General features: G+C 68.9%; 19 protein-coding genes. 8 read left to right on the top strand and 11 right to left on the bottom strand.

What is annotated here, in order from left to right; translation table 11 throughout:
- Nucleotides 1-67: 67 nt before the first annotated feature.
- Nucleotides 68-1,012 (top strand): phenylalanine 4-monooxygenase, encoded by a 945-nt coding sequence (gene phhA, locus RIB45_RS02560; protein WP_350048458.1) that lies wholly within the window; start codon nucleotides 68-70, stop codon nucleotides 1,010-1,012.
- Nucleotides 1,013-1,030: 18 nt separating this feature from the next.
- Here the strand turns inward: phhA and RIB45_RS02565 are convergent, their stop codons facing one another.
- Nucleotides 1,031-1,489: an Hsp20 family protein gene (locus RIB45_RS02565; protein ID WP_350048460.1), complete on the bottom strand. Its 459-nt coding sequence runs from the start codon at nucleotides 1,487-1,489 to the stop codon at nucleotides 1,031-1,033.
- A gap of 274 nt (nucleotides 1,490-1,763) precedes the next feature.
- Here RIB45_RS02565 and RIB45_RS02570 point away from each other — a divergent pair, with 274 nt between their 5' ends.
- From RIB45_RS02570 to RIB45_RS02590, 5 genes are all read left to right on the top strand, one after another.
- A complete protein-coding gene (locus tag RIB45_RS02570) occupies nucleotides 1,764-2,840 on the top strand; it encodes an EAL domain-containing protein (RefSeq protein ID WP_350048462.1) in 1,077 nt (358 codons plus the stop codon).
- Nucleotides 2,841-2,993: 153 nt separating this feature from the next.
- A complete protein-coding gene (locus RIB45_RS02575; RefSeq protein ID WP_350048464.1) occupies nucleotides 2,994-3,644 on the top strand; it encodes a sulfite oxidase-like oxidoreductase in 651 nt (216 codons plus the stop codon).
- 29 nt (nucleotides 3,645-3,673) lie between these two features.
- The gene (locus RIB45_RS02580) at nucleotides 3,674-4,609 is read left to right on the top strand and encodes an ABC transporter ATP-binding protein (RefSeq protein ID WP_350048466.1); all 936 of its coding nucleotides are present in this window, start codon (nucleotides 3,674-3,676) and stop codon (nucleotides 4,607-4,609) included.
- Nucleotides 4,606-5,340, top strand: coding sequence for an ABC transporter permease subunit (locus RIB45_RS02585; protein ID WP_350048468.1), 735 nt, complete (start codon nucleotides 4,606-4,608; stop codon nucleotides 5,338-5,340). The genes RIB45_RS02580 and RIB45_RS02585 overlap by 4 nt, the downstream gene beginning before the upstream one ends.
- A gap of 4 nt (nucleotides 5,341-5,344) precedes the next feature.
- The gene (locus RIB45_RS02590) at nucleotides 5,345-7,267 is read left to right on the top strand and encodes a Gldg family protein (protein WP_350048470.1); all 1,923 of its coding nucleotides are present in this window, start codon (nucleotides 5,345-5,347) and stop codon (nucleotides 7,265-7,267) included.
- A gap of 128 nt (nucleotides 7,268-7,395) precedes the next feature.
- Here the strand turns inward: RIB45_RS02590 and infC are convergent, their stop codons facing one another.
- The 7 genes from infC to RIB45_RS02625 all read right to left on the bottom strand — a co-directional run bounded on the left by infC (nucleotide 7,396) and on the right by RIB45_RS02625 (nucleotide 13,638).
- Nucleotides 7,396-7,932 carry a translation initiation factor IF-3 gene (infC, locus tag RIB45_RS02595; protein WP_350049083.1) on the bottom strand — a complete coding sequence of 179 codons (537 nt, stop codon included), beginning with the start codon at nucleotides 7,930-7,932 and terminating at the stop codon, nucleotides 7,396-7,398.
- Nucleotides 7,933-8,073: 141 nt separating this feature from the next.
- On the bottom strand, nucleotides 8,074-10,017 hold the full coding sequence (thrS, locus tag RIB45_RS02600) for a threonine--tRNA ligase (protein ID WP_350048472.1): 1,944 nt from the start codon (nucleotides 10,015-10,017) through the stop codon (nucleotides 8,074-8,076).
- Between the two features lie 290 nt (nucleotides 10,018-10,307).
- The gene (locus RIB45_RS02605; protein WP_350048474.1) at nucleotides 10,308-10,976 is read right to left on the bottom strand and encodes a ferredoxin; all 669 of its coding nucleotides are present in this window, start codon (nucleotides 10,974-10,976) and stop codon (nucleotides 10,308-10,310) included.
- A gap of 18 nt (nucleotides 10,977-10,994) precedes the next feature.
- The gene (locus tag RIB45_RS02610) at nucleotides 10,995-11,450 is read right to left on the bottom strand and encodes a cupin domain-containing protein (protein ID WP_350048476.1); all 456 of its coding nucleotides are present in this window, start codon (nucleotides 11,448-11,450) and stop codon (nucleotides 10,995-10,997) included.
- Between the two features lie 5 nt (nucleotides 11,451-11,455).
- Nucleotides 11,456-12,082, bottom strand: a complete 627-nt coding sequence (locus tag RIB45_RS02615; protein WP_350048478.1) for a glutathione S-transferase family protein — start codon at nucleotides 12,080-12,082, stop codon at nucleotides 11,456-11,458.
- 78 nt (nucleotides 12,083-12,160) lie between these two features.
- Nucleotides 12,161-12,928 (bottom strand): hydroxyacylglutathione hydrolase, encoded by a 768-nt coding sequence (gene gloB / locus RIB45_RS02620; protein ID WP_350048480.1) that lies wholly within the window; start codon nucleotides 12,926-12,928, stop codon nucleotides 12,161-12,163.
- Nucleotides 12,929-13,068: 140 nt separating this feature from the next.
- The gene (locus tag RIB45_RS02625) at nucleotides 13,069-13,638 is read right to left on the bottom strand and encodes a DUF2059 domain-containing protein (protein WP_350048482.1); all 570 of its coding nucleotides are present in this window, start codon (nucleotides 13,636-13,638) and stop codon (nucleotides 13,069-13,071) included.
- 207 nt (nucleotides 13,639-13,845) lie between these two features.
- Here RIB45_RS02625 and RIB45_RS02630 point away from each other — a divergent pair, with 207 nt between their 5' ends.
- Entirely contained in the window at nucleotides 13,846-14,592 is a 747-nt protein-coding gene (locus RIB45_RS02630) for a methyltransferase domain-containing protein (RefSeq protein ID WP_350048484.1), read from the top strand.
- Here RIB45_RS02630 and RIB45_RS02635 read toward each other — a convergent pair.
- On the bottom strand, nucleotides 14,582-15,832 hold the full coding sequence (locus tag RIB45_RS02635) for an MFS transporter (RefSeq protein ID WP_350048487.1): 1,251 nt from the start codon (nucleotides 15,830-15,832) through the stop codon (nucleotides 14,582-14,584). The genes RIB45_RS02630 and RIB45_RS02635 overlap by 11 nt on opposite strands.
- A 229-nt stretch (nucleotides 15,833-16,061) precedes the next feature.
- Here RIB45_RS02635 and RIB45_RS02640 point away from each other — a divergent pair, with 229 nt between their 5' ends.
- Nucleotides 16,062-16,472 carry a hypothetical protein gene (locus RIB45_RS02640; RefSeq protein ID WP_350048489.1) on the top strand — a complete coding sequence of 137 codons (411 nt, stop codon included), beginning with the start codon at nucleotides 16,062-16,064 and terminating at the stop codon, nucleotides 16,470-16,472.
- A gap of 51 nt (nucleotides 16,473-16,523) precedes the next feature.
- On the opposite strand, the gene RIB45_RS02645 is transcribed toward RIB45_RS02640, so the two are convergent.
- Nucleotides 16,524-17,744, bottom strand: a complete 1,221-nt coding sequence (locus RIB45_RS02645) for an MFS transporter (protein WP_350048491.1) — start codon at nucleotides 17,742-17,744, stop codon at nucleotides 16,524-16,526.
- Between the two features lie 89 nt (nucleotides 17,745-17,833).
- Nucleotides 17,834-19,273 carry an exonuclease domain-containing protein gene (locus RIB45_RS02650; RefSeq protein ID WP_350048493.1) on the bottom strand — a complete coding sequence of 480 codons (1,440 nt, stop codon included), beginning with the start codon at nucleotides 19,271-19,273 and terminating at the stop codon, nucleotides 17,834-17,836.
- Nucleotides 19,274-19,322 lie beyond the last annotated feature (49 nt).

Consider the following 19,322-nt stretch of genomic DNA (forward strand, 5'->3'; position numbering starts at 1 on the left):
CCTCGCCGAGGTCCCATACTGAACCCTACGCCGTTTGCGCGTTTCAGGCTTTGCTGAGGAGGCCGCCATGACCGATCCGCTCTATCCCCGCGCCGTCGACCCCGCCGGCAAGCTGGGCGACAGCCCCTACTACGCGGCGCCGAATCCGGGCGCGCGCTATGACGGCTATGTCGTGGACCAGGATTGGGCCGCCTATTCGCCGGCCGAACACGCCGTCTGGCGCACATTGTTCGAGCGCCAGCGCTCGCTGCTGCCGGGGCGTGTGGATCAGCCGTTTCTCGACGGGCTGCAGGCGCTGGTCGGCGGCCTGGGCGCCGAGGCGGCGGCCCGGATCCCGGACTTCCGCGACCTGAACCGCGTCCTGGCCGCGCGCACCGGCTTCGAGATCGTCGGCGTTCCCGGGCTTATTCCCGAAGCGCAGTTCTTCGCCATGCTGGCCGACCGGGTCTTCCCGGTGACCCGCTGGATCCGGACGCCGGAGCGGCTCGACTATCTGCAAGAGCCGGACCTGTTCCACGACCTGTTCGGCCATGTCCCGCTTCTGACCGATCCGATCTTCGCGGATTTCATCCAGACCTACGGCAAGGCCGGGTCGACGGCGCTCAAGACCGGCGACATCGCCCGGCTGGCGCGGCTTTACTGGTATACGGTCGAGTTCGGGCTGATCAAACGCCCGGGCGAAGACCTTAAGATCTACGGGGCCGGCATCGTCTCCAGCGCGACCGAGACGCGCTTCGCTCTGGAAAGCCCGTCGCCGAACCGGATCCGGTTCGAGCGCGAGCGGTTGCTGGCGACCGACTACCGGATCGACGATTTCCAGGAGACCTATTGGGTGGTCGAGGATTACGCCCAGCTGTTCCACGCCCTCGACGGCTATGAGGCGGGCGATTTGGCGGCGCTCTACCGTCTGCTCGACATGCGGCCCGACTATGCGCCCGGCGCTGTGTTGCCGACCGACAGCGTCGTCAGCCGCGGCGACGGCTCCCATCACCGCGCCGGACGGGCGGCGTAGGCGCCCGCCGCGGCGCGCTTACGCGTCCCGGTCGCTGTCGACGTCGAGCGTTTGGCGCGCGCGCCCGCCGACGCCGATCGGAATGGTTTGTCGGCGGCTTTCGGGCAGCGGCCTGCTGAGATCGATATGCAGCAGACCGCTGTCCAGCGTCGCGCCTTCGATTTCGATCCCGTCGGCAAGAACGAAGCTGCGCTGGAACTGACGGGCCGCGATGCCGCGATGCAGGAAAACGCGGTCGTCGTCCCGGCTCGATTGTCGGCCGGCGACGACCAGCTGGTCGCCCTCGCGGTGGACGCTCAAATCCTCCTCCGCAAAGCCGGCCACCGCCAGCGTGATGCGCAGGCGCGTCTCGCTCAACTGCTCGATATTGTAGGGGGGATAGCCCTCGGCGGACATTTTCGACACCCGATCGAGGGTTCTTTCGACATGTTCGAAGCCCAGCATCAGCGGGCTGTTCAGCAACGTCATACGAGTCATGGCGGCGACCTCCTCCACCCCTTGCCGCGCTGAGCCTCGGATCGCCGCAGCCGATGCGCCGCCCGTCGCGGAAGGACGAGATCCCGGCCGATCTGCGCTTTATCGGCCCGCTTCAGCGGCGCCGCGCTCGGCCCGTCCTTAGTGTGGGAACGCGGGCGCGGATAATCAAGCGCGCTCGGGCGCCGATCCGCCGGGCGCCCTCTTTCGTATTCACCATCATGACGTCGTGACGCGCGATCGCCCCTGGCCCCTTTTTGATCGGAGACGCCCTTTCATGCCCTGCCTCGCCTGCACTTTGCCGGATAAGTTGGAAACCCTTCAGAAAGCCTTCGTCTGGCCGCCGCAAGGGCACACGCTCTACAAGATCGCGCACTATCTCGACGAACAGGGGTTCGCGTATGACAACAATGTCGTCGAAGGCTATATCCGCGTCGATGTGAGCGAGCCGAACCGGTTCATCGTCAGCCTCTCCGGTCTGCTGACCGACGGCGAGGCCACGGACACTCGGATCCTGATGACCGAAAGCGAGCAGCCGAGCTTGGGCGAGTTCGGCAACGTCGTCAGCCTGGACCGGATGATGCAGCGCCTGCGGGGCGACTGGCTGATCGCATTGTTGGAGGAAAAGCGCTACACCTCCTACCGCCAGCCGATCGTCAGCCTGGAGGAAGGCTTCGCGCCGATCGGGCACGAATACCTCTTTCGCGGACTGGATCATGACGGCGAAATCCTGTCGCCGGCCACCGTCTTCGAAAGTGCCAGCGACCCGCGGATCTTCTTTAATCTCGACCGTTCGGCGCGACTGTCGGCGGTGGAGACGGCGGCGCGGCTGCCGGGCGACGCCAAGATCTTCATCAACTTCATGCCGGGGTCGGTCTACGATCCGGGCGTGTGCTTGCGCACGACCGTGAACGCGATCGTCAAGGCGGAGATTCCGCCGGAGCGGGTGATCTTCGAGATCGTCGAGAGCGAGCGGGTCAAGGACATGGGGCACCTGCGCGGCATCGTAAACTTCTATCGCTCCGCCGGCTTCAAGATCGCGCTCGACGACTACGGCTCGGGCTACAACAATATCGACACGCTGATGCAGCTGGAGCCGGATTACCTCAAGCTCGACAAGACGCTGATCCAACATATGGCCAAGGGCTCGGAGAAGCGCGACATGGTTGAGATGCTGGCGGAGCGCTGCGCGAAGAACGGCATCCATACCATCGGAGAAGGGGTCGAGGACGGCGAGACCGCCCAGCTCCTGCGCGCGGCGGGCATCACCTATGCGCAAGGGTTCTTGTTCGGCCGCCCCACCGCGCCGGAGGACGTGCTGGCGCGACATGAGGCGGGCGAGTTGACGGTGTGAGGACGCGTCTTCTCCCTCTCTCCCCATGAAGGGGGAGCGAGGGAGTCCTGGCCGGAGGCGGCGGCTGTGACCCCGGCCGCCGCCGAAAAAGCTTGAAATTGCAGGCCTTCCTCTCGATTTTACCGCTCGGCTCAACGGGGAGAGCGACGGGACATGATCGGCCGCTTCAAGGAAAAATTGGTCCGCTCGAAAGAGAAATGGGCGGAGGAGGGGCGCCTGCTGACCGGCGAGGCGGGCGATCCGGCGCGCGATCGGTTGCCGCCGGGCCAGCGCAAGGTGGACGGCTGGCCGGTGCTCGATCTCGGCCTTCAGCCGGAGATCGGGCGCGAGGAAATGCGCCTGTCGATCGACGGGCTGGTGGAAAACCCGGTGACCCTGGACTGGGCGGCGCTCGCCGCGCTGCCGCCTTTCTCCCAGACCGTCGACATCCACTGCGTCACCGCCTGGTCGCGCTACGACAACCGCTTCGACGGTGTCGCGGTCGCCGATCTGGTGCGCCTGGTGCGGCCGAAGCCGGAAGCGAAGTTCGTGCTCTTCGAAGCGCATGACGGCTACACCACCAACCTGAAGCGCGCGATTTTCGAGGACGAGACGGCGATGTTGGCGACCCATTGGGAGGGCGAGCCGCTGAGCCGCGATCACGGCGGCCCGCTGCGCGTCGTCGTGCCGAAGAAATACTTCTGGAAAAGCGCGAAATGGGTGAAGCGCATCACCTATTCGGCCGAGGACAAGCCCGGCTTCTGGGAGGTGCGCGGCTACCATAACGAGGGCGATCCCTGGCGCGAAGAGCGCTACCAGGACTGACGGGCGGGAGCGATCGGATCGCCGATTTCATGAGCATGATCGCGCTGGACGGGCTGACCAAGCGGTTCGGCGGTCTGACCGCCGTCGACGGAATCACTCTGTCCGTCGCGCGCGGCGAAGTGTTGGGCTTCCTCGGCCCGAACGGCGCAGGCAAGTCGACCACCATGAAGATGGTCACCGGCTATTTGGCGCCCAGCGCCGGCCGGGCCGAGGTCTGCGGGATCGACGTCGCCGCCCGGCCGGTCGAGGCGCAGACGCGCCTCGGCTATCTGCCCGAAGGCGCGCCGGCCTGGCCCGACATGACCCCGCAGAGCTTCCTGTCCTTCATCGCCGCCGTGCGCGGGATCGACGGCCGGGCGCGCGTCGCCGCGATCGGCCGCGCGGCCGAGCGCGCCAGCCTCGGCGGCGTCATGCGCCAGCCGATCGAGACCCTCTCCAAGGGCTACAAGCGTCGGGTCGGCCTAGCCCAGGCGTTGCTGCACGATCCCGAAGTGCTGATTCTGGACGAGCCGACCGACGGCCTCGACCCCAATCAGAAGCAGGAGGTGCGTCGCCTCATCAACGAGATGCGCGGCGACAAGGCGATCGTGATCTCCACCCATATCCTGGAGGAGGTGGAGGCGATCTGCACCCGCGCGGTGGTGATCGGCCGCGGCCGGCTGCTGGCCGACGGCGCGCCCCAGGACCTTGAGCGACGCGACCCGCAGCACAACGCCGTGCGCGTGACGCTGGCCGAGCCGGGCCAGATCAAAGCGGCGGAGGCCGCCATGGCGAGAGTGTCGGGCGTCGGCGCCGTCGCGGCCGAGCCGGGCGAAGCGCCGGCGCTTCTGGCGACGCCGAGGGCCCCCGGCGGTGAAATCGCGGCCGAGGCGGCGGCGGCGCTGCGCGAGGCGGGGATCGGCGTGAACCGGCTCGAAGTGCTGCGCGGGCGGCTCGATTTCGTGTTTCGGGAGTTGACGCGATGAGGGCGGTGTGGAGCGTCTTCCGACGCGAGATGGCGGCCTATTTCACGACGCCGCTCGCCTATATCTTCATCACCGTCTTCCTCGGCATGGCCGGCGCGCTGACCTTCTATATGGGCGGCTTCTTCGAGCGCGATCAGGCGGATCTGAACGCCTTTTTCACCTTCCACCCCTGGCTCTATCTGGTGCTGATCCCGGCGGTGGCGATGCGGCTGTGGTCGGAGGACCTCCGCAGCGGCGCGATTGAGTTGTTGCTGACCTTGCCGATCACCACCGGCCAGGCGGTGTTGGGCAAGTTTCTGGCGGCGTGGGTCTTCACCGGCCTCGCGCTGGCGCTGACCTTCCCGATGTGGCTGACGGTCGCCTATCTGGGGCGGCCGGACCATGGGGTGATCGCGGCCGGCTATCTGGGCAGCTTCCTGATGGCGGGCGCCTATCTGTCGATCGGGGCCTTCATCTCGGCGCTCACGCGCAACCAGGTGATCGCCTTCGTGGTGACGGCGGCGGTCTGTTTCCTCCTCACGGTGGCGGGCTCGCCCCTCGTGCTCAACGTCTTTTCCGCGTGGGCGGGCGATCAGGCGACCGCCTTCATCGCCTCGCTCAGCTTCCTGACGCACTTCCAGGACGTGATGAAGGGCGTCGTCGATCTGCGCGACATCGTCTTCTTCGTCTCGCTGACGGCGCTGTTTCTGTTCGCCAACTGGGCGGCGATCGAACGTGTGAAGGGGAGCTGACGGGATGGCCGGACGACCCGCCTACACGCTGCGTCAGCAAATCCGTCGGCCCGGCGGCTGGGCGGTCGCGATCCTGATCGCCGCCGCGGCCTTCATCGCGTTGACCGCCCTGCTGCGCCCGATAAGCGGTCTAAAGATCGATCTGACCGAGGATCGGCTCTACACGCTCTCCGACGGGACGGTCGACCTGCTCTCGACCCTTGAGACGCCGGTCGAGCTCACCCTGTATCTCTCCCCGGCGCTGGCGCAGGAGGCGCCGGTCTACGCGCCCTTCGCGCAACGCGTGCGCGACCTGCTGTCCGAGATGGCGGAGGAGGCCGACGGCGCGCTGAGCCTCGAGACGGTCGAGGTCACGCCGTTCTCCCCGCAGGAGGACGCGGCGGTCGACGCCGGGCTGCAGGGAATCCGGCTCGCGGCCGACGGCGACAAATACTATTTCGGCCTTGTCGTGCGCACCGCGCCCGAGGATCCCGACGCCGAGACGTTTCGGGTCGCCCTGCCGGTCTTCCAGCTGGAGCGCGAGCGGTTTCTCGAATACGACGTCGCGAAGATGATCCACCGGGTCCTCAATCCCGATCAGCCGACAGTCGGCGTCGTCTCCGGCTCGGAGGTCTTCGGCAGCTTCCAGGAGCGTCTCGCCGGCGGCCGGCCGGAACCCTGGGCGATCATCCCGCACGCCGGCGACTTCTTTCAGATCGAGCGCATGTGGCGGCGCGAGGACTTCCGCCGGATCACGCCCGACGTGCTGCTGATCCTGCATCCGGCGAATCTCAACGACCGGATGCTGTACGAGATCGACCAGTATCTGCTGCAAGGCGGCAAGGCGCTCCTGTTCGTCGACCCCTGGCACGAGACCGCGGTGCAGGGTAGCCGCATGGGCGGGATGCTGGCGGTCGAGACCGAAAGCGACTTCGAGCGCATCCTCAACAATTGGGGCGTCGACGTGCCGGAAGGCGTGGTGATCGGCGATCGCACGATGGGCCGGCGGGTTAATGTCGGGACCGATGAAGACCCGACGATCGCGCCCTACGTCGCCTGGCTGGAGCCGAAGCCGATCCACCTTAACCCCAGCCACCCGCTGACGCAGGACGTCAACGGCATGCTGATCCCGACGCCGGGCGAGATCCGCCTGGCGGAGGACTCGCCGCTGGCGCTGGAGCCGCTGATCCGCACCAGCTCGCAGGCGATGCGGCTCGACACCGACGCGCTGGCCCCGCCGGACGCGCTCGCGCTCCTCGACGGATACCAGCCGGCGGAGCGGCGCTTCACCGTCGCCGCCCGCCTCACCGGCCGCGCGCCCAGCGCCTTCCCAGAGGGCAATCCCGAGCCGGACTACGAGCGCCCGGCCCATCTGGCGGAGGCCGCGACGGGTCTGGACGTGATCCTGGTGGCGGACGCCGACATGCTGGTCGATCGCTACTGGGTGCGCGAGCGCCCGGGTCCGAACGGTCCGACCTTCGTCCCTGTGACCGACAACGGCGCGTTCCTGGTCAACGCGCTCGATTACCTCGCCGGCTCGGACGAACTGATCTCGCTGCGCAGCCGCGGCACCGGCCAGCGACCGTTCGAGGTGATTCAGGATCTGCGCCGCGCGGCGGAAGAGGCGTTCCGCAGCAAAGAGCGCCGGCTGCGCGAAGAGATGGCCGCCCTCGAGGAGAAGCTCGGCCGCATCCGCGACGGCGAGGCCGGCCCGGAGATCCTGGAGGGGCGCAGCCCGGCCGAGGCGGTCGAGGCCTTCACCGAGCGGCTGCTGGAGACCCGGCGCGAGCTGCGGCGGGTCACCTTCCAGCTGCGCGAGGAGGTGGAGCGGCTCCAGGCTCGGGTCGAGTTCCTGAACATCGCCGCCATCCCGCTGGCGCTGACCCTGTTCGCCCTGCTGCTGGCTTTCGTGCGTGCGCGCCTGCGCCGTCGCGCGGCGCGCGGCTGAGAGGCGGCTCGCCCGACCCCTCGTCGTCCGGATCAGAGCGAGGGGTCGGGCGCGCCCCGCGAAAAAGGCCCCCGCGATCGCGCGGGGGCCTCTTGCTGCAAGCCTCGATCAGGCGCGGGGCGCCTCACTCAGCGCGGGGCGAGCACCATGACCATCTGACGGCCTTCCATGTTCGGATTTTGCTCGACCTTGGCTTTCTCGGCCATGTCGTCGCGCACCCGATTGAGGACTTCGAGCCCCAACTCCTGGTGGGCCAGCTCGCGGCCGCGGAAGCGCAGCGTGACCTTCACCTTGTCGCCCTCGTCGATGAACTTGTGCATCGACTTCATCTTGGTGTCGTAGTCGTGCTGGTCGATGTTCGGGCGGAACTTGATCTCTTTCAGCTCGATCGTCTTCTGCTTCTTCTTGGCCTCGTTCTTCTTTTTTTGCTGCTCGTACTTGAACTTTCCGTAGTCCAAGATCTTGCAGACGGGCGGCTTCGCCGTCGGCGACACCTCCACGAGGTCAAGACCGGCCTCTTCGGCCGCGGCGATCGCATCCGCGATCGACAGGATTCCGAGCTGTTCGCCCTCCGAATCGATCACGCGCACCTCCGGCACGCGGATCTCCTCATTGACGCGAGGGCCCTCCTTGGTGGGGGGCGGAGCGTAGTGGGGTCGACGTATGACTTCCTCCCGGCGCCGTCGTCGGGGCGCCTGCCTAGTTGCACGAATGATCGGGACCCGGACGGGCCGGGCCCCTTTCGCAAAAACACGAGGCCGGCCGCCGGCGAACACGGCGCCGCCGGCGCGCGGCCGGCCGACGAGTTACGCCGCGCCGGGCGTCTCGGCCTCTTGCTTAAGGATAGATATCGCCTCGTCAAGCGCAAGAATTTCCTGCGCTTTCCCGCCGAGACGCCGCACGGCGACGGTTCCCTCCGCCGCCTCGCGGGCGCCGACGACGAAGACGGCGGGCGTCTTGGCCACCGAATGCTCGCGGATCTTGAAGTTGATCTTCTCGTTGCGAAGATCGGTTTCGACCCGCAGACCCGCCTTGCGGCAGGCTGCGGCGACCTGTTCGGCGTAGCCGTCGGCTTCGTTCGTGATCGTGGCGATCGCGACCTGAACGGGCGCGAGCCACATCGGGAACTTGCCGGCGAACTGCTCGATCAGGATGCCGATGAAGCGTTCGAACGAGCCCAGGATCGCACGGTGCAGCATGACGGGGCGGTAGCGCTGGCCGTCGTCCGCCATGTAGGTGGCGTCGAGGCGTTCCGGCAGCACAAAGTCGACCTGGAGCGTGCCGCACTGCCAGTCGCGGCCGATCGCGTCGCGCAGCACGAACTCCAGCTTCGGGCCATAGAAGGCCCCTTCGCCGGGGTTCAGCGTGTAGGCGGCGCCGGCCTTCTCCGTGGCCGCCTTCAGCGCCGCCTCAGCCTTGTCCCAGACCGCGTCCGTGCCGGAGCGCACCGGCGGGCGGTCGGAGAATTTGATGCGCACGTCCTCGAAGCCGAAATCCTTGTAGACCGACATCAGAAGGTCGATGAAATCCTTCGTCTCCGCCTCGATCTGGTCCTCGGTGCAGAAGATGTGGGCGTCGTCCTGCACGAACGAGCGCACGCGCATCAGCCCGTGCAGCGCGCCGTGCGGCTCGTAGCGATGGCAGGCGCCGAACTCGGCCATGCGGATCGGCAGGTCGCGATAGCTCTTGATGCCCTGCTTGAAGACCTGAACGTGGCCCGGGCAGTTCATCGGCTTCAGCGCCAGGTGGTGCGTGTCCTCAAGACGGCCGTCGCCGCCCTCGTCGACCTCGGCGATGAACATGTGCTCCCGGAATTTATCCCAGTGGCCGGAGCGCTCCCACAGCGCGCGGTCGACCAGCTGCGGGGTCTTCACCTCGACATAGCCCGCCTCTTCCAGACGCGCGCGCATGTAGCGCTCCGCCTGGCGGTAGAGCGTCCAGCCCTTGGGATGCCAGAAGATCGAGCCCTGCGCCTCGTCCTGCATATGGAATAGGTCGAGTTGGCGGCCGAGCTTGCGGTGGTCGCGCTTCTCCGCCTCCTCGAGGCGCAGGAGATAGGCCTTCAGCTCCTTTTCGTCGCGCCAGGCCGTGCCGTAGATGCGCTGCAACTGCGGCTTGGAGGCGTCGCCGCGCCAATAGGCGCCGGCCAGCTTCATCAGCTTGAACGCCTTCGGCAGCTTGCCGGTGGAGGGCAGATGCGGGCCGCGGCACAGGTCGATCCAGTCGCCCTGACGGTACATCGTGATCTCTTCGCCCTCGGGCAGCTCCCAGACCCATTCCGCCTTGAAGCGCTCGCCCTTCTCCTCGAAGAAACGGGCGACCTGTTCGCGCGTCCACACTTCCCGTTCGATCGGGACGTCGCGGTCGACGATCTCGCGCATGCGCTGCTCGATCGCCTCGAAATCCTCGGTCGAGAAGGGGGCGTCGCGATGGAAATCGTAGTAGAAGCCGTCCTCCGTCGCCGGACCGAAAGTGATCTGCGTGCCGGGAAACAGCTCCTGCACCGCCATCGCCAGCACATGCGCGGCGTCGTGGCGGATCAGTTCCAGCGACTCCTCGTCCTGCTTGCGGACAAGCTCCAGCTTTGCATCGTGATCGATCGGGCGGTTCAGGTCCCACTCGACGCCGTCGACCTTGGCCAGCATCGCCGCCTTGGCGAGGCCGGGGCCGATCTCTTCGGCGACCGCTTGCGCCGTGACCGGCCCGTCATAGGATTTAACGCTGCCGTCAGGAAGGGTTAAGGCGACCATGGCCTCATTCGCTCCTTTCCAGTCCCGTCCACCAAACGGGGCTCTGTTCAAAGCGGGGCGCTCGCGCGGGTAAGCCCGAAAGACGGCGCGGCGCCCGAATACATCGTGGTGCGCTTCGATTTCGATTTGGCGCCGCCTCGCCCCGACCAAGGGCGGCGAACGGCGCCGCGGGATGCGTTGACCGCTGCGTGCGACCGTAACGCAAGCCGGCATATACGCCATCGGATGCGCGCCTGCAAGACGCCGGACGCGCGCACGCCGCTCCGCCCGGCCGGCCGCCGGGACGGCGCTCAGTCCCGCGCCCGCTCGAAGGCCTTCATGTGAAAGGCCGCTTGGGCGGAATCGTACGCGTACGATCGTCCGATCGGACAGGCGCGGCGCGCCTGGCAGCCGGCGGTTCGGCAGCTCTCCCCCTGCGGCGAGCGGAGGTGCGACGTACAGGCGGGGACGTCGTAGCCCGTCTCGGCCGAAAAGGCCCCGACGGGACAGGCGCTGAGGCACGGGCGCTCCGCGCAGGACGCACAGGGGCTGGGGCGGCGCGCGTGCGTCGGTAGGTCCAGCCGTTCCCGAAACGCAAACGCCGCGCGATAGGCGTGCCACAGTCCGTATTCCGGATGAATCAATAGTCCCAACGGCGAGGGATGCACCGCCTCCGCGCGCTGCGCCCAGCGCTGAAACGGATGATGGGGCGGTCCGTCGAAGGGAAACAGCGCCCGCGCGTCGAGCGCGCCGGCGATCGGCGTCAGAGTCCGCCGGGTCCAGCGGTCCATAGGGTGCGGGGCGCCGTCTTCGTACGCGTACGCTTCGAAAGCGCGCCAGAAAGCCGGGCCCGCAGCGCCGATCATCACCAGCGTCGCCGCGTCCTCGAACCCGTCTTCGGGGCCGGGATGGAAGCCGCCGCGCAATAGCAGACCGTGCGGAACGAGGGCCGCGGCGAGGCTCGCGAGTTTCGGATCCACCGCCGTCCGCCTCTCCCGTCAGCCGCCGCGCGGCGGACGCGGGGTCGGCCGCCAGTCCGGCGGCGCCATCTCGAAGCCGTCGAAGGAGAAGGCGGGCGCGACCGTGCAGCCGACCAGCGTCCAGCGCCCCAGGCTTTCGGCCGTCTGCCACCAGCCCTTGGGGACCAGGATCTGCGGCGCCTCGCCCTGCAGCACGTTCGGCCCCAGGCGCTTCGCCTCCGCGTCGGCGCCGTCGGGCGAGAGGGTCAGCGCCAAGGGCGCGCCGGCGTAGAAATGCCAGATCTCGTCGGCGTCGCTCACCCGGTGCCAGGCGGAGAGGTCTCCGGCCTCCAACAGATAATAAATCGCCGTCATGCGCCCGCGGCCGCCGCCTTCCGGGGCCTCGCGGTAGGTTTCGCGGAACCAGCCGCCTTCGGGATGGGGCTCGAGTTCCAGCCGCGCGATCAGCGCCTTGGCGTCGGCGTCGCTCGCCATGCGGGTCACGACTCCGGCGGGGCCGTCTCGGCCATCGAGGGGCGCTCGGCGATCTGCTTGAACCATTCGGCCAGATGGGGCGCCTGGTCGCGCCAGCCGAAGTCGGGGAAGCGGAAGTCGAGATAGCCGAGTGCGGTCGCGACTGAGATCGCGCCGAGCTCGAAGGCCGCCGACAATTCGTCGATCTCGAGCTCCATCCGGTCGACGCTGGCGCGGATCGCCTCGCGTTGGCGCTCCATCCACCAGTCGTCGGGGATCGGATGTTCGAGGCGCTGGTTGCGCACCCTCTGGACCTGCATCAAGAGCGCCGCATCGGTCATCCCCTGGCCGATCGCATGCCGGCGCAACGTCCCGTCGCGGGCTTTGCCCCCGTCCTTCGCGCCGTCGGGGATCAAGCGCGGCGCGTCGCCGATGCGGTCCAAATGGTCGCAGATCACCAGGCTGTCGAACAACGCCGGCGCGCCCTCGTCCGGCTCCAGCGCCGGCACCTTCGCGAGCGGGTTGGCGGCGCGGTGGCTTTCGCCGAATCCGTCGGTCTTCTCAAGCTGGATCCGGTCTTTCAGCCCGCGCTCGATCGCGCAAACCATGACTTTCCGGACATAGGGAGAGGTGGGGCTGTAATAGAGCTTCATGAGGGCGGAACTCCGGATGAGCGCGGCGCGGCCGGACGGCCCGCCAGGCTGGGGCGGGGGCGGGTTGAAGGGGCGGGGCTAGAAATCGTCTTTGCGGCGGCGCACTTCGGCGAACACGTCGACCGGCGCGGCCTCGCGCATCGACAGCGCGGCGGCGAGCGCGACCTCGTCGGCGCGCAGGAAGGGGTTGGTGCGCTTTTCCTCGCCCAGCGTCGAGGGGACGGTCGGTGCGCCGGCCGCGCGGGTGCGGTCGATTTCCTCCGCCCGTGCGGCGAGGGCGGGATTGTCCTCGCCCAGGCTCAGCGCGAAGCGGGCGTTGGTTTGCGTGTATTCGTGCGCGCAGTAGACCTTCGCGTCGTCGGGCAGGGCCTTCAGCTTGCCGAGGCTCTTCCACATCTGCGCGGGCGTGCCTTCGAACAACCGTCCGCAGCCCAGCGCGAACAGGGTGTCGCCGCAGAACAGCGCCGACGCGTCGGCGAACCAGAAGGCGATGTGGCCCTTGGTGTGGCCGGGGGTGTCGAAGACCGTCGCGCGGGCGGCGCCGAAATCGTAGACGTCGCCGTCGCCCACCGCCACGTCGATGCCGGGGATTCGCTCGCGATCAGCGCGCGGACCGACAATGGTGCAGCCGGTCGCCTGCTTGATCGCTTGGTTGCCGCCGACATGGTCGTTGTGGTGGTGGGTGTTCAGGATGTGCGTGATGCGCCAGCCGAGCCGCTCGGCCTCGGCCAGGACCGGCTCCGAGACGGCGGGATCGACCACGGCGACGGCGCCCGTCTCGCTCTCCCGGACGAGATAGATGTAATTGTCGGTCAGCACGGCTATCTGACGAACGTCCAAGCTCATTCTGAGCGATCCTCCATCAATCCTGTTTCACCCGCGGGCGCAGTTAAGCGCAGCCGCCCGGGCGAGAGAAGCCCCTTCTCCCGCCCGGGCGGCTGCGCTCGGCTCTCACGCGCTCAAGCTCACGCGCTCAAATAGAGCGATTAGAGCTTGTAGCCCATGTCGGCCGCTTCGTCGCGGACTTCGGCCATCGCCTGCTGGGCCATTTGCTGGCTCCACTGGCGGCTGATCTGACGCGCGGCGCCGACCGCCTGCGGCAGCTTCTGCGAGATCGACTGCCCGGTCGGCGAGTCGTAGAACGCCAGCATGTGGTCCAGCTCCTCCATCGTGAAGGTCTGGGCGTAAATCGGGATCAACGCTTCGGTCAGCTCGTCCCGGCCGGCGCGGAACGTGTCGGCCGCCGTCTGGATCAACCGCGCGCGCTGCTGCTCGCCCATCTTGGGCGCGCGCTTCTCCAACATCTTGCCCATCTGTTGCGAGGCCATCGGCGCCATCGTCTCGACCGTGCGCTCGACGCGGGTCAGGTCCAACAGACGTTCGATCTTCCGCAGCTTCTCGGGCGAGACCTGCACTTGTTGCTGCTGTTGGCCCTGGGCCTGCGCGCCCTGAGAATCGGCGGCTTGCTGGGCGACGGCCGGCGCGGCGGTGAGCGCCAGCGCGGCGACGCCGGCGGCGCAGAGATGTTTCAGGGATCGGATGCGGCTTGTCGGCATGGCGCGGCTCCTTTTCGATGATGTCTCGCTCTGATGGATTTCGACGACGCCCGAGCGCGCCCCTGGCGCCGCCGCACTCGTCCCCCCACCTAAGCGCCCATCGGCCGGTTTGTAGGGGGCGCCGCTCAGGCGATCTCTTCGCTATAGTGGGGCCGCCGCGTAGCGAGGCGCATCGGGCCGGGCGTCGGGCGGCGCAGTGGGGACGCTATGTGGACTGACGTCGTCGACCTGAATGATTTCTACCGCAGCGCGCTCGGCAAGACCGCGCGCCAGATGATCCGGCTCGAAATCCGCCGGATCTGGCCGGACGTGCGCGGCGACGTGGTCGTCGGCCTCGGCTACGCGTCGCCCTATATGAAGCAGTTCGACGGCGAGGCGGAGCGGCTGATCGCCGTCATGCCGGCCCATCAGGGCGTCACCCGCTGGCCGCGCGGCGCGGCGAACCGCGCCGTGCTGTCCGACGATGCGGCCCTGCCCTTTCCCGACATGTCGGTCGACCGGCTGCTGCTGGTCCATGCGGTCGAGAACACCGAGCATCTGCGCGCGCTGATGCGGGAATGCTGGCGCGTGCTGAACGGCAAGGGGCGGCTCCTGGCCGTCGTCCCGGCGCGCCGCGGCCTCTGGTCGCGCAGCGAGCGCACCCCGTTCGGCCACGGCAAGCCGTTCAGCCGCTCCCAGCTGCAGCGTCTGCTGCGCGACGGTCAGTTCGATCCGACCCACGCCTCGCGCGCGCTCTACATCCCGCCGGCGCGCTGGTCGTGGCTGCTGCACGCCGCGCCCGCCTGGGAGCGGATCGGCCGCAAGGGTTTCGCCACCTTGGGCGGCGTCCATCTGGTCGAGGCGCAAAAGCAGATCTACGCCGCCACGCCCGCGCGCCAGGCCCGCCGGGTCATGCGCCCGCGCCTGCTGCCCATGCCGCAGCCGGTCGCGGGGCGCGCGCGGCTTAAGACGTAGCCGTGTGCGGCTTGCGCGTCAGCGGCCGCTCGTCGATCGGAAGATGCAGGGCGGCGGCCAGCAGCCCCAAGACCACGCCGGCCCACCAGACCGCGTCATAGGAGCCGACGGCGTCGTGGAGATAGCCGCCCAGCCACACCCCGGCGAAGCTGCCGATCTGATGGCTGAGGAACACGACGCCGAACAGCGTCGCCATGTAGCGCACCCCGAAGATCTGGGCGACGATGCCCGTCGTCAGCGGCACCGTGGAAAGCCACAGGATCCCTATGACGGCGGCGAAGATCAGGATCACCGCCGGCGTCTTGGGCGAGATCAGCAGCACGAAGATGGCGATCGCCCGCAGGAAGTAGATCCCGGCGAGCCCGCAGCGCTTCGACCAGCGCTGGCCGAACGCGCCGCTGAGCAGCGAGCCCGCGATGTTGCACAGCCCGATCAGCGACAAGGCCCAGGCTCCGATCCGGGGGTCGAGGCCGAGATCGCTGACATAGGCCGGGAAGTGCACCGTGATGAAGGCGACGTGAAAGCCGCAGACGAAAAAGCCGATCGTCAGAAGCACGTAGCCGCGGTGGCCCGCCGCTTCCCGGAGCGCATGGCCGAGCCCGAGATCGGGCAGCGGATCGCCGGTCTCCTTCGAGGCGCCCGGCAGGATGAAGGCGAGCGGCAGGATGACCAGCGACGACAGCGCCATAACGACGAGGGCGTCGTGCCAGCCCACGCCGGCGATCAGCGCCTGCCCGAACGGCGAGAACAGCACCTGGCCGAGCGAACCCGCCGCGGTCCCCAGCCCGAGCGCGAGCGAGCGCCGCTGCGGTCCCGCCACCCGCGCCATCGCGGCGAGCGCCAGCGAAAAGGCGGTGAAGGCGACGCCGAGGCCGGTCACGACGCCGGCGGTCAACTGCAGCGCCAGGCCGCTTTCCGACTCCGCCATGCCGAAAACGCCGAGGGCGTAGACGACGGCCCCGCCGGCCAACACCTTCGGCGCGCCGTAGCGATCCGCCAGCATGCCTGCGAAGGGCAGGCCCAGCCCCCAGAACAGGTTCTGCAGCGCCATCGCCAGCGCGAAGGTCTCGCGGCTCCAGCCCTGGGTCAGCGTCATCGGCTCCAGGAACAGCCCGAAGGCGGAGCGCACGCCGAAGCCGACCAGCGAGATCAGGCAGCCGGCTGCGATCACGACGAGCGGCGTGCGCCATCGCGCGGCCGCCGGATCGCCGGGCGGCGGGGCTGCAGAGGCGTCTGACATCGTGAAACTCTCCCTGGAAAGCGGGGCGGCGGACGCCTCCTTTTCGCCGCACCGCGTCGGAAAGACAAGCGGCGGCGCGGCGCAACATCTGTGACCGCCGCGCAACGGCCCGCGGTCCGACCGGTCGCGCCGGCTTGCCCGGTCCGCCTTGACGGTCTAGCTATCCGCCCCGACATCGGCCCGCAGAGAGGCGGCGAGCCGAAGCGACGTTAGGCGAGGGGAAGGGCGCATGTCAGAGCGTGTGGAGACGATCCTGCTAAACAATATCCCGGCGATCCTGCGGCTGGTCGCCGGCAAGTTGAACGCCGATACGCAGTTGGCCGAGCGCAACGCGCTGGTCGCCATGGCGGGCGAATTGGCGCAGGAGCAGACCATCGCCATCTCCAGCGCCGACGGTGACGACCGGATCAACGGCCTGATGCGGGCCAAGGAGGCGGTGGAGCAGAAGCTGGCCGCCCTGCCGGCGGATAAGAAAAGCTCCCCCGCGGCCGAGCAGCTGGCGATCTGCGGCCACGCGCTGGGCGAGATCAAGGACAGCTTCGAACTCGCCCTCGAGGAGGGCCTGACCGCCAACGTCAATCTGCGCCGCCTGGCGCAGGCCATGCGCGAAGGCGACGACGAGGAAGACGAGGCGCTTTAGGCGGCGCTCTCGCTGGGCGCGTGCGCGCGCGACGTCGCGTTTTAAGCGCGCCTAGCGGCCCGCGGCGCGGGAGGGACCCGCCGCCCAGAACGCGGCCGCGCCGAGGCTCGACACCCCGACCAGCAGCGCGAGCGCGAGATCGTAGCCGCCGGCCTCCCAGACCAGCGAGCCGACGAAGGGGGCGGCCGCGAAGGCCGCCAGGAACGGGACGGCCATAGCGCCGGAGACCGCGCCGAAATCGGCCTCCCCCAGGATGTCGCGCTGGGTCGTCGGCTTCATGATGCTGACGACGCCCGCGCCCGCGCCCAACAGCGCGACGGCGAGCGCGAGCCAAATCGGCCCGCCCCCCGCCGCCAGCAAGGCGGCCGGCGCGCCGATCAAGGCCGCGAAGCAGGCAAGCGTGATGGTGCGGCTCGACGCGCGCCGCTCGACCGCCAGCATCAGGACGCGTCCTGCAACCTGCATCGGCCCGACCGAGGCCGCGGCCAGCACGGCGAGCTCTGACGGGACCCCGCGCTCCGCCAGGATCGGCAGCAGGTGGTTGATTAACACGCCGTGGGTCAGCGCCAGACAGGCGAAGCCGCCGCTCAACAGCCAGAAGGCCGGCGCGCCCAGCCACCAGCGCCCCTGCGTCGGGCGCGCGTCGGGCGCGCCGCTCGGGGCCGGCCGCGCGCGGCGCTCGCCCTCCAGGCGCCGCGCCCCCCATAGCGCCAGCGGAAAACCGACGGCGAGCGCCGCCGCGCCGAGCGCAACCAGTGCGCCGGGCAGGCCGAACGCTTCAGCCAACAGATGCGCGGCCGGGAAGGAGAGCGTCCCGGCGAAACCGGCGACCAGCGTGATCAGCGTGATCGCCCGGCGCGCCCCGGCGCCGCGCGCCCGGGTCACCAGCGAGAAGCAAGGGATGTAGAGCGCCCCCGCCATCACGAGCCCGAGCGCCAGCCATAGCGCGATGAAGAGCCAATAGGGCGCGCCCGCCCCCAGCGCCGCGCCGAGCGCCGCGACCAGCGCGCCGCCGGCCGCCGCGCCGCCGGCCAGCACCGCGACGCCGCGGCCCCGGTCGATCAACCGCCCCGCGGCGGGCGAGGCGAGGGCGGAGATCCCGAGCGCCAGGGTGAAGGCGAGCGTGATCGCGGCTTTCGACCAGCCCGTCTCGGCCTGCACCTGCAGCAGCGTCGCGGGAAACATGTAATAGACCGCCGCCCAGACGATCGTCTGCGAGACCGCAAGCGCCCAGATCGGGCCGGCCGCCGGGCGGACTTGCGCGTCTTGCATGGGGGGATGCGCCACGCTTGGCGGCCTTTCTGGGAAGCGTTGAACGGCGGATGCGAGCCTAGCCGCGGCGCGCCCGCGCGCAAGACGGATCAATCGGCGGATTTGTCCGGCGACGGCTCGTCCGAAAGCGCGCGCTCGCGCTCGGCCAGCCACGCCTCGATCCGGCCGAACAGCGGCTGATCGCCTTCGGCCGCGCGCAGCTCGGCCAGCTCCGCGCGCGCGCTTTTGAAGGTGGTCCAGGGCGCGGGCTCCTCGCCGGTCAGACGCGCGCGCCGCCATTGGTCGAGCTTCGCGCGGGTCTCGGGCCTGAGCGCGTGCGGGCTCTCGATATGGACGATTCGACGGGCGAAGGAGGCGAGGCGCTTGTCCTCGAACTGATGGATCAGCTCGGCGCGCTCTTCGGGCGGCGCGTCCAGGAAGCGGGCCATCTTCGGCTCGTCGCCGCGCGGGATGAAGCCGTCATAGAGGCGCTGCTCGACATGGTCGCCCGGCGCCTCCTCGGCGCGCGCGCCGGCCTTGGCCTGCATCGCCTGCAGGATCTTCTGGCGCAGACGCCCGTTCGCCTTGAGGCGCTTGGCGCGGCGCGTCCACTCGGCCTCGCCCAAAGCCGGCAGCCCGTCGAAATAGGCCTGGCTCGGGACCGCCGTCGGGCAGGCGTAGGGTTGGGCGTTGAGCCGCATCGGCTTGATCGGCTCGCTCGACGCCCAGCCGATCCGTGTCGCCAGCGCGTCGACGTCCTGCTCGGCGTAGTCGTCCGGATCGTGCGCCAGATCCCAGACCGCCGCCTCCGACTGGAAGAAGCCGGCGTAGGCGCCGATGAAGCGGTGCTGCGTGTTGTAGCGATCGACATGGCCGCCGGCGAAGAACAGGCTCTCCTCCATCAGGCGCTGGGCCTGCTGCTTGGCGGTATTGTCCAGCATGGCTTGCCAGACCGGCGGGCTGAGCCGGCGGATCGCGGCGGCGAGCTCCGCAGTCTTCTCCACGTCGTACAGCGCGTCGTGGGCCTCCTCCTCCGAGAAGGCGACGCCGTTGGCGGCTGCGAAGACGCCCAGCTTGAAGCTGGGCCGGCCGGCCTCGGTCAGCGGGAAGGTCATGTCCTCGGGTCGGAACAGCCAGACCGCGCGGGCCCAACGCATGGTGTCGCCGCGCCGGTTGCCGAACTTGTTGGTGAGGTAGGGGTCCAGCAGGCTCTGGAAGCGCGCGTGGCGCAGCACGCTTTCGTCGAAGCCCATCGAATTGTGCCCGACGAAGATCGTCGGCGCATACGCGTTCGCGAACCGCTCGAAGGCCGCCATCAGCTCCCAATGGCTGTGATCCGCCTGTTCCAGCCCCTCGGGCTCGACGCCGGTCACCCACAGTGCGGTCGGCGAGGGCAGGACGTGCGGCAGCAGCCGGCAACGCTCGTTCAGCCGCGCGCCGGGAATCGGGTTCAGATCCGGATCGGTCGCGATCGCGGCCGCCTGCAGCACCTGGTCGAAGCCGATGGCGAGGCCGGTGGTCTCGAAGTCGTAGAACAGGAAATTGCTCATGGCCCGCATTCGACCACGCGCCGGCGCCGCGGCAAAGCCTCTCGTCTCC

The sequence above is a fragment of the Marivibrio sp. genome, assembly GCF_040218065.1.
Taxonomy (GTDB): domain Bacteria; phylum Pseudomonadota; class Alphaproteobacteria; order UBA8366; family Aestuariispiraceae; genus Marivibrio.